The organism is Agaricicola taiwanensis, assembly GCF_014635245.1.
Classification (GTDB): Bacteria; Pseudomonadota; Alphaproteobacteria; order Rhizobiales; family Methylopilaceae; genus Agaricicola; species Agaricicola taiwanensis.
The window spans coordinates 109,987-122,807 of sequence record NZ_BMCP01000001.1; the positions used below are offsets into that span (position 1 = coordinate 109,987).

The window sequence follows — 12,821 nt, forward strand, 5'->3', positions numbered from 1 at the left end:
GGATGTTGCCTCCCTATTAGGCTTTACGCGCTGCTGGCATCAGCCAGAGAATAAGCGACATGGCGATGAAGATGATGAGGGTTGCGACCACCGAAAGAGAGCTCGCGAGACCCCAGTTGGCCTGTTCGAAGAACGACCAGATCGAGATCGACACGACCGAAGTGGCGGCGGTGTAGAGCAGGATGGCCGAGGAGATCTCCCGGAAGAAGGCCATGAAGAGAAGGAAATAGGCGCCTTGCACCGACGGCGTGACGATGGGCAGCAGGATCTTGCGAACCGCCTTCAGCCGCGTAGCGCCCCCGACCCAGGCCGCCTCTTCCAGGCTCTTGTCGATCTGCACCATCTGGCCGCCGATGGTCTCGGTGGCATAGGGCAGGAAGCGGGTGACGAAAGCCAGGATGATGACGGTCAGCGTGCCGTAGAGCGGAACGATGGTGAGATTTGCATAGGCCCACAGAAGACCAAGACCCATGACCACGCCGGGGACACCGAAAGGCAGCGTCACGACGAAGTCGAGCAGACGGTAGCCGGTGGGCTTTAGGCGCAGCGTGAAGTAGGAGGCGAAGAGGCCTAGAAGCACGCCGAAGAGAGCGCCCACGCCAGAGACGATAAGCGTGTTCCAGAAGGAGGTCAGGGTAGACGAACTCTCCCAGATGAACTGGTAGTTGCGCATGGTGTACATGCCGTTCATCGGGTTGGCCGTGAACCACTTCAGGAGCGACGTGTAGATCAGTATGACCATGGGCAGGAGGAGGCCCAGGATCACGAAGCCGAAGGTGACGAAATAGGCCGCCCACTTCCACTTGCCCAGTGGGATCGGAGTGGCGCGGCCGGCCTTGCCGGTCACCGTCGTCAGGCGGCCGGTCTTGGTGACGCGGCGCTGCGCCCAGATGGCGATGCCAGTGATGACCGAAAGCATAATGCCGATGGCAGCAGCGAGGCCGTAATCGGCCGGCGTGAAACGCACTAGCAGATAGAGCTGCGTCGCCAGCATCGTCACATGGCCGGGGATACCGATCAGCGCGGGAATGGCGAACTGCTCGATGGTGATGATGAAGGTGAGGATGAAGCTCGACAGCAGGGAATAGCCGAGGAGCGGCAGCGTCACCCGCATCAGCACCGCCATTGGCTTGGCACCCGCGGTGCGTGCGGCCTCTTCATAGATGCCGTCCATGCCGAGGATCGGTCCGCGCATGGTGAGATAAACGAAGGGCACCTGGTGCAGCACCATGACGAAGACGATGCCGCCCGCGGTGTAGATGTCCGACTGAACCGCGGTGATGCCGAGAAGATCACGCAGCACGGCGTTGATGACGCCGCCGGGGGCACCGATGATGATCCAGGCCATGGCCAGGATGAACGACGGGAAATAGAAGGAGAGACCGACCAGCGCTGTGATCAACCTGCCGTATTTGAAGTCCGTGCGGTGGACGATCAGCGCGATGGTCGTGCCGATGATGATGCAAAGCACCGACGCCAGAAGGCCGATCCACAGCGTGGTCAGCATCGACGAGACGACGCCGCTCGACGTGAGATTGGCATAATTTGCCAGCGTGAATGTGCCGCCGGCGCCGGGAGCGGCAGTCTGGAAGCTGCCGTAGACAAGGGCGAGGATCGGGATCGCCACAAGCACGGTGATAATCAAGAAGGTGGCGTAATAAACAGCCTGGAGCACGCGGTCTGGCGCAGTGCGCGCCTGGACCGGGGCGGCGGCAAGCTGCCCGGTGCTGGCGGTGATCGTGTTGTCGGTCATCGTCCGCTCCTGAGAGGATATGGAGGCGGTGGCGCGACAGGGATCGCGCCACCAAAAGCGTCAGAGACGCAGGTTCACTTCACGCCAAACGTCGTGCGCCAGTGGTCGACCATCTTGGCCTGACGCTCAGGGTTCAGGACCGTCTCGCCGTCCACGGCGTTCTTCAGATCCTTGGTGGCGGGCAGCTGGGTCAGCGGAGGAGCATCATTGCGGGTCGCCGACAGGCCGGCATACTGCTGCAGATATTCCTGCCCCTTCGCGGTCATCAGCCAGTTGACGAAGACTTTCGCCGCGTTGGGATGCGGAGCCTTGGCCGCCACGAACGCCTTGTTGGACGACAAGGTCGTGCCGCTCTCCGGATAGACGAAGCCGACCGGCGCGCCGTCCTCAAGCAGCGGGTTGAGCGGCAGGTCCGTAAGCTCGGCCAGCTGCACGTCGCCGCGGATGACGGCCTGAATGATGCCGCCCGAACCTTCGAAGAAGCGAACGTCATTGTCCTTCAACTTCTGCGCGGTGTCGCCGAGGTTCAGCTTGTCTTCCCAGTAGGCCACGATCTGCTGGATCGAGATGGAACGCCAGGGCGGATTCATGCCGACCTTGCCCTTCCATTTCGGATCGAACAGATCGGTCCATTCCTTCGGCTCCTCGCCTGCCGGCACGAGGTTCTTGTTCCAGATAAGGGCTTCTCGAGCCTGCTGGAGCGTGAAGAGCGTGTTGTCCTCGATCAGCTCGGGGGCGAAATTCTTGGCCTCCGGGGGTGACCATTGGGCAGCCCAGCCGGCCTTCACGCCCTCATAAATACGCTCGTCAGGGAAGGTGATGAGCACATCCGCCAGATGGCGGTTCGCGTTGAATTCCGTTGCGAAACGCTCGATCAGCGGGTTGGAACCCAAGCGGATCATCTCCGTCTGGATTTCGGGGTATTCCTCACGGAACTTCTGCAGCAGGGGCTCGATGCCGTTGGGCTGCAGATTGTTGTAGAAGACAACCTTGCCCTCTTTCTTGGCGGCGGCGACCACCTCATCCCAGTTCTCCTGGGCGCTCACGCTCGGCACGAAGGCGCACATCGCTGCCGCAGCGATCGTGCCGCCCGCAATCCAGGATGTCACCGTGCGACGGGTATACTTGCTCATCTTCAGGTTTCCTCTATTGGACCAATTTCATCTCTACCCCCCCTGCGGGAAGGTGGTCTTCTCGGACTTTTACTAGGTACCCCTAAACTGTCAACAGTTGACCTTTACCTCTCTTGCTCGTATCACGGAAAAGTGGATCGGCGCTCCTAGCCGGGCCGCCATCGCAACAACCTGGAGTGCCCAAATCATGCGAACTGAAACCGATGGAAGCCCCGCGTCGATCGCCGGCACGCGCGCCAGCCTGCGCCAGTTGGTCGAGGCACGGCAGAACATGCTCGTGCCTGGCACGGCCAATGCGCTTGGCGCGCGCATTATTGAGGATCTCGGCTTTGATGCGGTCTATCTGACCGGCGCGGGTCTTGCAAACACCCACCTTGGCGTGCCGGATATCGGCCTTGTCACCGTGACGGAACTGGCGGACACCACCGCCCGCATCGCCGACGTCACATCGTTGCCGCTGATCGTCGACATCGATACCGGCTTCGGCAACGCCATCAACACCTATCGTACCGTCCGGCTGATGGAGCGATCCGGTGCCTCTGCCCTGCAGATGGAAGACCAGGTTTTCCCCAAGAAATGCGGGCACTTCAATGGCAAGGGCGTGATCCCGCTGCCGGAGATGCTTGGCAAGATCAAGGCTGTGGTCGATGCGCGTCACGACGAGAACCTTCTCCTCATCGCCCGCACCGACGCCCGCGCCGTCGAGGGCTTCGAGAAGGCCATGGAACGTGCTCACGCCTTCATTGAGGCCGGCGCCGATATCACCTTCGTCGAAGCGCCCATCAACGTGGAAGAGCTCCGCGCCATCGGCCAGTTGCCCGTACCCCAGGTGGCAAACCTCGTCGTTGGCGGAAAAACGCCGATGCTGTCCCAGGCGGAATTGAAAGATATGGGCTTCGCTCTGACGCTTTATGCGAACGCTGCGCTGCAGGCCACTATCAAGGCGATCCAGAACGTGCTTGGCCATCTGAAGACCAACGGTTCCCTGGAAGGCATCGAAGACCAGCTGGCCGGCTTCATTGAACGCCAGCGCGTCGTCGACAAGGACACCTTCGACGCCCTGGAGAAGCGCTACACGGGGAGTTGATCCCCTGGCGGCGTCACACCGGCGAAAGGGGCGGCATCCGCTTGCGGACATTGAACGCATGGTGGATGTGGTCCCGCGCCGCGCGTTCGGCCGCATCGGCATCGCGCCGTACGATGGCATCGATGATGAGCCGATGCTCTGCGAGAGCCTCCACCGGTCGCCCCGGCTGGGCAAGAGTGGTGGGGCCGAGAAGAGACATGGCATCGTGAAGGGCCGCGAGGCTTTTGACCAGGAAGCGGTTGTGACCGGCGGCGTAAAGCGCCTGGTGAAACGCCAGATTGTGCCGGTAGAGCGCATCGGCGTCTTCAGGCAGGTGTTGCTCAAGCTCGAGCAGTTCGTTGAGCTTGGCGATGTCACGCTCGCTGGCGTGACGGGCGGCGAAGGCCGCCGCCGACCCTTCGAGTGCAAGACGCATCTCATAGAGTTCCGTCGTGGCACGCTCATCGAGCGAGGCCACGACGAGACCGTTGCGGGGCACCATCGTGAGCAGGCCCTCGACCTCAAGCCGGGCGAGCGCCTGCCGCGTGGGCGTTCGGCTGATGCCGAGCCATTCCGACAACTCGATCTCGCGCATGCGGCGCCCGGGCGTAAATCGTCGTTCGACGATTTCCCGCCTGAGGGCCGCATAGGCGTAATCTGCTGCCGAACCATGGCTGTCACGATCGGTTGTTGGTGCCTCGAGACTCATCCCCAGCCTTCATTGCGCCGCTCGCGACGACTGTGTCGCCACAGCACCCGCAGAGCGCCCTGCGAGCCTGCCGAACACGGCGCCCGAGATCAAGCCGGAGCCGCCAGGATAGTTGAAGTAGAAGATGCCACCTACAAGTTCGCCGGCGGCATAGAGGCCCGGAATGGGCTTGCCGCTGGTGTCCATGACCTGACCTTCTTCGGAAATGCGCAGCCCGCCGAAGGTGAAGGTGATGCCGCAGGTGACCTGGAAGGCCTCGAACGGACCGTCTTCGATCGTGTTCGCCCAGTTGGTCTTGTTGAACTCAAGGCCTTCGGTGGTCCGGCCGTCCTTGACGTTGGGGTTGAACGGGATGTCCTTGCGGACCGCCGCGTTGTACTCCTTGATGGTCTCGATGAAGCCTTGCGGATTCACGCCTTCCATCTTGTTCGCCAGTTCCTCGATGGTGTTGGCCGTCACCTTCGTGACCTGCCGGATGCGGTATTCGTCCCGCTGCAGGTGCTTGGTCTTCTGGTCGAAGATCTGCCAGGCGAACTGCCCCGGCTGGTTGAGAATGACCCGGCCGTATTTCGCATAGGTGTAGTTGCGGAAATCCGCGCCCTCGTCGACGAAGCGCTTGCCGTCCGCATTGACCATGATGGCGAAGGGATAGGAGTGCTTCTGGAAGTTGTCGCCGACCGCGAGATCGCCGAACTCCGGCGCGTTGCGCTCCCAGCCCACGGCGTGGCAACCCGACCAGTTGCCATAGGGCGAGGCGCCGATGTCGAGCGCCATGCGGATGCCGTCACCGGTGTTGAAGCGCGTACCGCGCACCTTCACCAGATCCCAGTTGGGGCCGAGGTAGCGCGTGCGCCATTCGGTATTGGCCTGAAAGCCACCGCTGGCCAGGATGACCGCGTTGGAACGGAACTCGCTGACCTGGTTGTCGTGCTTGACCTTGACGCCGGACACGTCGATGCCGTCGTAGAGAAGCTCGACGGCCTGCGCCTCATAAAGAATATCGATGCCATTCTTCTGGGCCGAAGCGGTCAGCGCATCGACGAGGCCGGGGCCGCCGCCCCAGGATTCCACGGTCAGGCCGCCCCAGAACTTGAACTTGCCGTCAACCTTGAAGGCCTGCCGGCCATAGATCGGCGCGAAGCGCACGCCCTTGGAGCGCATCCACTTCATGGTCTCAAAGCTGCTCTCGATCAGGATTTCGCTCAGCGTCGGATCGCAGCGGTACTGCGTGACGCGGCCGAGATCGTCGTAGAATTGATCCTTGGTGTAGCTGCCGAAATCGGTCATGGCGATTTCATCTTCGGTGAGGTCGGGCATGATCTCACGAAGATCGTCAACGCCTTCATAGGCAAAGCGAATGGCGCCAGCGGTAAAGCGGCTGTTGCCGCCGTTTTCCTCGACCGGGGCTTTCTCGAGCACGAGGACCGTGGCACCGCTCTCACGCGCCGACAGGGCCGCGCAGAAAGCGGCATTGCCGCCACCGACGACGATAACGTCGTAGCCGCCCTCGCGGGCCTTGGCAGCGACGGACTTGGGATCAGACATGGCTTCGCTGGGGGACATTCTGCAGGCTCCTCCGCATCATCATTTCCAGGCGCTCGGCACAGAGCCGTTGGGGCACGCCCAGGTTCGTTTGGTGGGCGTTATCGGCCGATGTGCATTCGGTTGCGATCCGCCTTATCGACACATCGTTACATCAGTTGTATGAGTTTGTATACAGCCGTATGCGCAAAGCGCGGCACCAACGTGAAGCCCTCTGGAAAACGGGGCGCGCGCTAGGGAGATGGCAAAGATGAGCCTTACGACGGCCTCGCCGGCACAACATCACGATCGCGTGATCAGCACGCGCCCTTTCCTTTCTTTTCCAAAGAAACACTAGGTAACAGCCATGCCTCAAGCACGTATTCGCGCATCCTTCATGCGGGGTGGAACCTCCAAGGCCATTATGTTCCGCCGCGAGGACCTTCCCGAAGATCGCAAGGACTGGGACCCGATCTTCCTTGCCGCCATGGGATCACCCGATCCCAACGGTCGCCAGCTCGACGGCATGGGCGGCGGCGTTTCCTCGCTGTCCAAGGTCTGCATCGTCGGCAAGCCCAGCCGTCCCGACGCCGATGTCGATTACACGTTCGCCCAGGTGCAGGTGAAGGACGCGCTGGTCGACTACAGCGGCAACTGCGGAAACATGTCGACCGCCATCGGTCCCTTCGCGGTCGATGAGGGCCTGGTGCCGCGGCCGGCCGACGGCAAGGCGGTGGTCCGCATTCACAACACCAACACCTCCAAGATCATCGTGGCGCGCTTCGACATGGATGGCGACTATGCCGCCGTTGATGGCGATTTTGCCGTGGATGGGATCGCGGGCACGGCGGCGCCGGTGCGGCTCGAGTTCACCGATCCGGGCGGCGCCAAGACCGGAAAGCTGCTGCCCACCGGGAACGCTCGGGATGACCTTAAGGTGGAGGGACTTGGAACCTTCACCGTCTCCATGGTCGATGCCGCCAATCCGTGCATCTTCGTCAATGCCGAGGATCTCGGGAAGACCGGTACCGAACTGCCCGACCAACTGGAGGCAGACCCCGAATTTCTAGAAAAGCTGCAGAAGATCCGCCGCGCAGGCTCGGTCGCCATGGGGATTGCACCCACTCTCGAGGCCGCCGCGGAGATCCGCGTCGTTCCCTTCATCGCCATGGTGGTGAGCCCCAGAGCCATGTCGACACTCTCCGGCCGCCAACTCACGGCCGATGACATGAGCATCGCCATTCGCCTCATCTCCAACGGTCAGCCCCACCGGGCCGTCCCGGTCACTGCCTCGGTCTGCCTGGCCGTCGCCACCCGCATCGAAGGCTCGGTACCGCATGCATTGGTGGCGAACCATGAAGGGCCGATCCGGATTGCCCAACCGTCAGGCGTGACGACAGTCGATGCGCTGGTTGAAAAGGCGCCGGGCGAACCGGGCGGCGTGCGCGCCGATCATGGCGCGGTCTTCCGCACCTGCCGCCGCCTTTTTGAAGGCACCCTGCTCTACAGGCCGAGGTCCTGATCGACATGAACACCACCGAAGCCTTCGTTCAGCACCTTATTAGCCTCCGGAGCGAAGGCCTCGGTGCTGCGGCGACACGCGCCGCAGGCGATCTTTTCCTCGACGGCATCGCGGTGGGTGCGCTCGGCGCCCGGCAGCCGGGGCCACGTATCCTGGCCGAGCTCGCGATCGATCAGGGATCGGATCCCCGGGCGACGCTGATCGGCCATGGCGAGAGAACCTCGCCGGCCGATGCCGCTCGGATCAACGGCGCGGCCATGCATGTGCTCGATTACGAGCCTATGTGGAATCCGGCCAATCATGCGCTTTCCACAACGCTTCCTGCTGTGCTGGCCCTCGCCGAAGCCATCTCCCGCGGCCACGTCTCGGCCCCGGCCGTCACCGGCGAGGCCATTTTGATGGCTCTGGCCATGGGCATTGAAACACAGGGGCGGCTGCGGCTGGTTTCCCAGCAATTTGAGCCCGCAGGCCTTACGTTTCATCCCCCCGGCGTGGTCGGCCCGCTCGGCAGCGCGGTTGCCTGCGGAATGCTGCTGGACCTTGATCCGCAGCAGCTCCTTTATGCCCTGGGTATCGCCGCCTCGAAATCCGGCACCATCCTCGCCAACGTCGGCAGCATGACCAAGGCGCTTCATTGCGGCGGGGCGGCGGCCGGCGGTCTTGAGGCCGCTCTTCTTGCAGCGCGCGGCTTCACCTCCGATGCCGATCCTCTGGCCGGGCCACGCGGCTTTCTCACCGCCTTTTTCGGCCCCGACCACCAGCCTGAATTCCTGACGGCGTCACTGGACGAGCTGCACATCGTTGAGCCCGGTCCCGCCTACAAGTTCTATCCCAGTCAGTACGGCACGCATTTCGTCATCACCGCCGCCTTGGACGCCCGGGCCAAGCTGCCGGCGAACGCGAGGATCGCTCGTGTTCGCATCATCGCGCCGCAGATGCCCTATGTTGACCGCGCGGCGCCACGTACCGGCCTCGCCGGCAAGTTCTCCTTCCAGTACACCGCCGCGCTCGGCCTGCTCGACGGTGGGGCAACGGTCGACAGTTTCACCAACGCCCGCCGCAATGCGCCCGATATGGTGGCGCTGCTCGACGCGACGACCATCGAGGTCGATCCCACCCGGGAGGGACGCTTCGACCGCATGACGCTCGATGTCGTGGTGGAAACCGAGGCTGGTCAGACCATCACCGGCCGCTGTGACGGCCCGCCCGGCATCTGGGGCAAGCCGGCCGCGCCTGATATGCTCGACACCAAGGCGCGTGAGTGCCTAACCTCCGCCTTCGGCGCGGCGCATGCTCACCGGATCCTGTCCAGCGCACGGGAGGTCGCCTCCTTCATGACGAACGATCTTCTCGCCCTTCTCGACGATCTTGCCACGGCCACCGAACCCGACACCCGACACGCAGCTGCATGATGTCAACCATTACCGCATCCGAACCCCTCATCGCCGCCGACGATCTCGCGCCCCCGCCTACCCTGCTTCAGCTCTTTATCGGCTTCGGCACCATCGGCCTTTACGGCTTCGGCGGCGTGCTTCCCTGGGCGCGCTGGATGCTGGTGGAAAAGCAGCGCTGGCTGGCGCCGGCTGAGTTCATCGATCTCCTCAGCCTCTGCCAGTTTCTGCCGGGGGCCAACATCGTCAATCTCTCGACCTGCGTCGGCGTCCGCTTTCACGGGTTCCGGGGGGCTCTCGTCTGCTTCATCGGCTTGATGGCAGCGCCGGTCGCCATCGTTCTGCTGCTCGTCATGCTCTATGACGCCTATGGTCATTTGCCGGCTATCGAATCGGCCTTCAAAGGCGTCTCCTCGGCGGCGGCCGGCCTGATCCTCGGCATGGCCATCAAGATCGGCTGGCCCTATCGCAAGAACCTTCGTGTCATGGTCTTCGCCGCCACCGCCATCGTCGCGGTGGTTTTCTTCAAGATCCCGCTGATCTGGGTTCTGGCGGCCCTTCTTCCGACAAGCATGCTAGCCGCCTGGGTGAGCCGGTCATGAACGAACGCGATGTCCTCCTCCAGCTGGCCCTCCAGTTCCTGACGGTGTCCCTGCTCGCCATTGGTGGCGCCGCTGCCGTCATCCCGGAAATCCACCGCGGTGTGGTTGAAACCCATCAGTGGATGTCCAGCCAGGAGTTCGCCAATCTCTTCGCGCTCGCGCAGGCAGCACCCGGCCCCAATGTGCTCGTCGTCACCGTGATCGGCTGGCGTGTGGCGGGGCTGGCCGGCGCGCTGGTTGCCACCGGCGCCATGACCATACCCGCCTTCGGTCTCGCCTATTTCGCGGCGCGCTTCCGGCAGCGCTGGCACATGCTGGATTGGTACAAGCGGCTGGAACGCGGCGCCGCGCCGGTCACCATCGGCCTCATCGCTTCGGCGGGCTGCCTGCTGACCCTCGCCGTCGCCCAGGAATCCTGGATGAGCTATGCCATCACCGCCGGCATGGCGGCCGTCATCGCTCTCACCCGGCTCAACCCGCTCATCTTCCTGGGGGTAGCGGCGGGGCTGGGACTGTTGGGACTGGTCTAGGATACGAGTTCCCATGGACCTGCATGCCCTCCCACCGAAGGTGAGGGAAATCCTCGAGGCATGGCGGCTGGTTTCCGACGGTCCTCTGCTGACCACCCGATCCAGCTGGGTCATTCCGGTGCAGCGCGAGGGCTCACCTGCGATACTGAAGGTCGCCCGCACTCCCGACGAACAGGCGGGCTACCGTCTCATGACGTGGTGGAATGGCGAGGGCGCCGCCAAGGTCTTCTCCTCATCCACCGGTGCCCTGCTCATGGAACGGGCCTCGGGCGCCAGCGATCTCGCGCAGATGGCCTGGTCGGGCCGGGACGACGAAGCGTGCCGCATCCTGTGCGATACAGCGGCTCGATTGCACGCCCCGCGCAATGATCCGCTTCCGGACCTGCATCCATTGGAGGCCTGGTTCCAGCCGCTCTTTCAGCTCGCACCGGAACACGCGGCGCTGGCGCCCGCCGCCGATATCGCACGCCGGCTGCTGGCGTCTCCATTCGACGTCGGCCCTCTGCACGGCGACCTGCACCACGAGAATGTGCTCGACTTCGGCGAACGGGGATGGCTGGCGATCGATCCTCATGGGTTGCTGGGCGAACGAACCTTCGACTATGCCAACATCTTCACCAATCCCGATCTCAGCGACCCCAGCCGGCCGCTCGCCAGCTTGCCGGGTCGGCTGGAGGCCCGGCTGGATGTCGTGATCGGCGCAACCGGGGTGGAGCCCGAGCGCCTGCTCCGCTGGATCGTCGCCTGGACCGGCCTGTCGGCAGCCTGGTTCATCGGTGACGGCGACGACACGGGCACTGCCATTGACCTCACGATCAACGCCATGGCTCGCGGCCTGCTCGGCTAGGCCCATGCTATGCGCCGGATCGTTCCGCGTTCATCTGCGCGCCCTCCGCGCGCACGAAGCTCCAGCGCACCTCGGCCTCGTCCACTGCCGATCCGGACACGACGATCTGCGCGGTGTGGCGCGGGCCCGTAGGGTCGGCAAGATAGACGCTGTCCTCCAGCGTGATGGTCCGGCTGCCGGCGGAAAACACCCAGGAGGATCCATCGGCGAGCCCCAGGATCACCGCTCGCCCTTCGCGCATGCGGCTCGCGCGCACGCCGGGGTGGAGGTGGAAACGGATGGCGTAGGTCGACCCCGCCGCCACCGGCTTGCCCGCCTTCGCGGGCTCGAAGATATCAAGGCCGTCCAGCCGGCGCCCATCGGCCGCCAACCGCCATTCCCGCCGATGCGCCAGATTGAACAGCGTGGCGTAGCCATCATGCCGGGCGCCAAGGCTGATGCCGTCGGCGGCGTCATGGCGCTCCACCGGCACCTCCCTCGGGCCGGACACGACGGGTGCACCGAACAGCCGGGTTAAGAAGCGTGAGGTGAGGAAACGGGCCGAGGATGTATCGTTGACGGTGGCCGTGGAATGAGCGGCGGTCGCCCGCGCCACCTGCCGCCACTTGTCCCGTCCGTGCCCTGCCTCGCCGCAATTGACGACAAGACGAGAGGGACCGACGCTGAACTCGAACGACAGGCAGCCCGCATGGGCGTCCAGGCTGAGCGGGGGGACAGGGGGCGCACCTGTGTCAGCCACCATGATAGCGTCGCCGCCTTCGAGGCGCTGGTAGCCGCTGTGCGTGGCGTTCATGACGGGGCGGCCCCGTGCGTCGTCATAGGCAAGCACGGCCGCCATCTCATCGGCGGCACCTCCGCCCGTGCCGTTGAAACCGGCAAAGGCGCCGTCGCCCATGCGAAAGAACCTGAGCATGGGCATGGCGCGATCGATGGCCGCCACCAGCGCCGCGGGCGGTTCCAGATTGCGCGCGCCGTAGGTCTGGCGCAGCGGCACGAGATCCAGCAGCAGGTCGAGCAGGACCGCCGGATTGCGGCTCACATGGCCGCCATCAGGCTTGATCTGCCGCGACAGCTCGATAGCGAGCCGCTGCGCGCCGAGCCGCAGCATACGCGCTTCCGAGGGAAGGCAGAGGCCGGTCAGCGTCAGCGCGGTTGCCGATAGGATGCGTGGCGCGCCGGGTGATATGCGGGCGCGCTCCAGACGGCGTGCATCCGATGTGAGTGCCCGCAGGAACTTCCGGGAAAAGCGCAGTTCCGCGCCATCGAGCAGAAAGGGCGCCTGCACCAACCAGGCCATCAAGCGTCGGGCCATGACCTCGGGATCGCGCGCCACCTTCTCCCGACGGCCGGGACCCGAGATCCATTCCTCGATGAGCGCTCGGGCATGGGCGCGCGACAGGGGTGTGTTCGCTGCTCGGAGATGTCTGAGCCAACCAAAGCCGTGCAGCGCCTGATGCCATTCGAGGCTGGGCGGAGGCAGCTCATAGACCGAGCCGCCATTGGTCAGCAGGACCGCGCCCGCGAGCACGTAGCGCCCAGCGTAGAGGTCAGCGGCGACGGAGGGGTCGCCGGTTCTCAGTTCCGGTGGGGCGATCACCATGCGCTCGGCGGCGCGACGCCGTTTGGGCATCTTCAGCCAGCGCGGCCAGCCCATGCGGCGTGTCAGTGCACGAGCCGCAAGGCTCGCCACCACGGACACCCGTCGGGTCTCCTCCGCCAACACGATACGCACCGGAAATCCACCTCG

General features: G+C 64.1%; 11 protein-coding genes. 6 read left to right on the forward strand and 5 right to left on the reverse strand.

The window, feature by feature from the left end:
- Positions 1 to 16 precede the first annotated feature (16 nt).
- On the reverse strand, positions 17 to 1,753 hold the full coding sequence (locus IEV58_RS00520) for an ABC transporter permease (RefSeq protein ID WP_188407725.1): 1,737 nt from the start codon (positions 1,751 to 1,753) through the stop codon (positions 17 to 19).
- 74 nt (positions 1,754 to 1,827) lie between these two features.
- The gene (locus IEV58_RS00525) at positions 1,828 to 2,886 is read right to left on the reverse strand and encodes an ABC transporter substrate-binding protein (protein ID WP_188407726.1); all 1,059 of its coding nucleotides are present in this window, start codon (positions 2,884 to 2,886) and stop codon (positions 1,828 to 1,830) included.
- 187 nt (positions 2,887 to 3,073) lie between these two features.
- On the opposite strand from IEV58_RS00525, the gene IEV58_RS00530 reads away from it, so the two are divergent.
- On the forward strand, positions 3,074 to 3,973 hold the full coding sequence (locus IEV58_RS00530) for an isocitrate lyase/PEP mutase family protein (RefSeq protein WP_188407727.1): 900 nt from the start codon (positions 3,074 to 3,076) through the stop codon (positions 3,971 to 3,973).
- A gap of 13 nt (positions 3,974 to 3,986) precedes the next feature.
- Here IEV58_RS00530 and IEV58_RS00535 read toward each other — a convergent pair whose 3' ends face one another.
- Both IEV58_RS00535 and tcuA read right to left on the reverse strand, forming a co-directional pair.
- Entirely contained in the window at positions 3,987 to 4,661 is a 675-nt protein-coding gene (locus IEV58_RS00535) for a GntR family transcriptional regulator (protein WP_188407728.1), read from the reverse strand.
- Positions 4,662 to 4,670: 9 nt separating this feature from the next.
- Complete coding sequence (tcuA, locus tag IEV58_RS00540; protein WP_229729090.1) at positions 4,671 to 6,224, reverse strand: FAD-dependent tricarballylate dehydrogenase TcuA; 1,554 nt, start codon at positions 6,222 to 6,224, stop codon at positions 4,671 to 4,673.
- Positions 6,225 to 6,549: 325 nt separating this feature from the next.
- Between tcuA and IEV58_RS00545 the strand changes: the two genes are divergently transcribed.
- From IEV58_RS00545 to IEV58_RS00565, 5 genes are read left to right on the forward strand one after another with little or no spacing between them, the layout of a single operon-like run.
- A complete protein-coding gene (locus tag IEV58_RS00545) occupies positions 6,550 to 7,704 on the forward strand; it encodes a 2-methylaconitate cis-trans isomerase PrpF family protein (RefSeq protein WP_188407729.1) in 1,155 nt (384 codons plus the stop codon).
- Between the two features lie 5 nt (positions 7,705 to 7,709).
- Positions 7,710 to 9,116 carry an MmgE/PrpD family protein gene (locus IEV58_RS00550; RefSeq protein ID WP_188407730.1) on the forward strand — a complete coding sequence of 469 codons (1,407 nt, stop codon included), beginning with the start codon at positions 7,710 to 7,712 and terminating at the stop codon, positions 9,114 to 9,116.
- Positions 9,113 to 9,697 carry a chromate transporter gene (locus IEV58_RS00555; RefSeq protein ID WP_229729091.1) on the forward strand — a complete coding sequence of 195 codons (585 nt, stop codon included), beginning with the start codon at positions 9,113 to 9,115 and terminating at the stop codon, positions 9,695 to 9,697. Before IEV58_RS00550 ends, IEV58_RS00555 begins: the two co-directional genes overlap by 4 nt.
- Positions 9,694 to 10,227, forward strand: a complete 534-nt coding sequence (locus IEV58_RS00560; RefSeq protein WP_188407731.1) for a chromate transporter — start codon at positions 9,694 to 9,696, stop codon at positions 10,225 to 10,227. The genes IEV58_RS00555 and IEV58_RS00560 overlap by 4 nt, the downstream gene beginning before the upstream one ends.
- A 13-nt stretch (positions 10,228 to 10,240) precedes the next feature.
- Positions 10,241 to 11,074 carry an APH(6)-I family aminoglycoside O-phosphotransferase gene (locus IEV58_RS00565; protein ID WP_188407732.1) on the forward strand — a complete coding sequence of 278 codons (834 nt, stop codon included), beginning with the start codon at positions 10,241 to 10,243 and terminating at the stop codon, positions 11,072 to 11,074.
- 7 nt (positions 11,075 to 11,081) lie between these two features.
- Here the strand turns inward: IEV58_RS00565 and IEV58_RS00570 are convergent, their stop codons facing one another.
- On the reverse strand, positions 11,082 to 12,806 hold the full coding sequence (locus tag IEV58_RS00570) for a heparinase II/III family protein (protein WP_229729092.1): 1,725 nt from the start codon (positions 12,804 to 12,806) through the stop codon (positions 11,082 to 11,084).
- Positions 12,807 to 12,821: the final 15 nt, after the last annotated feature.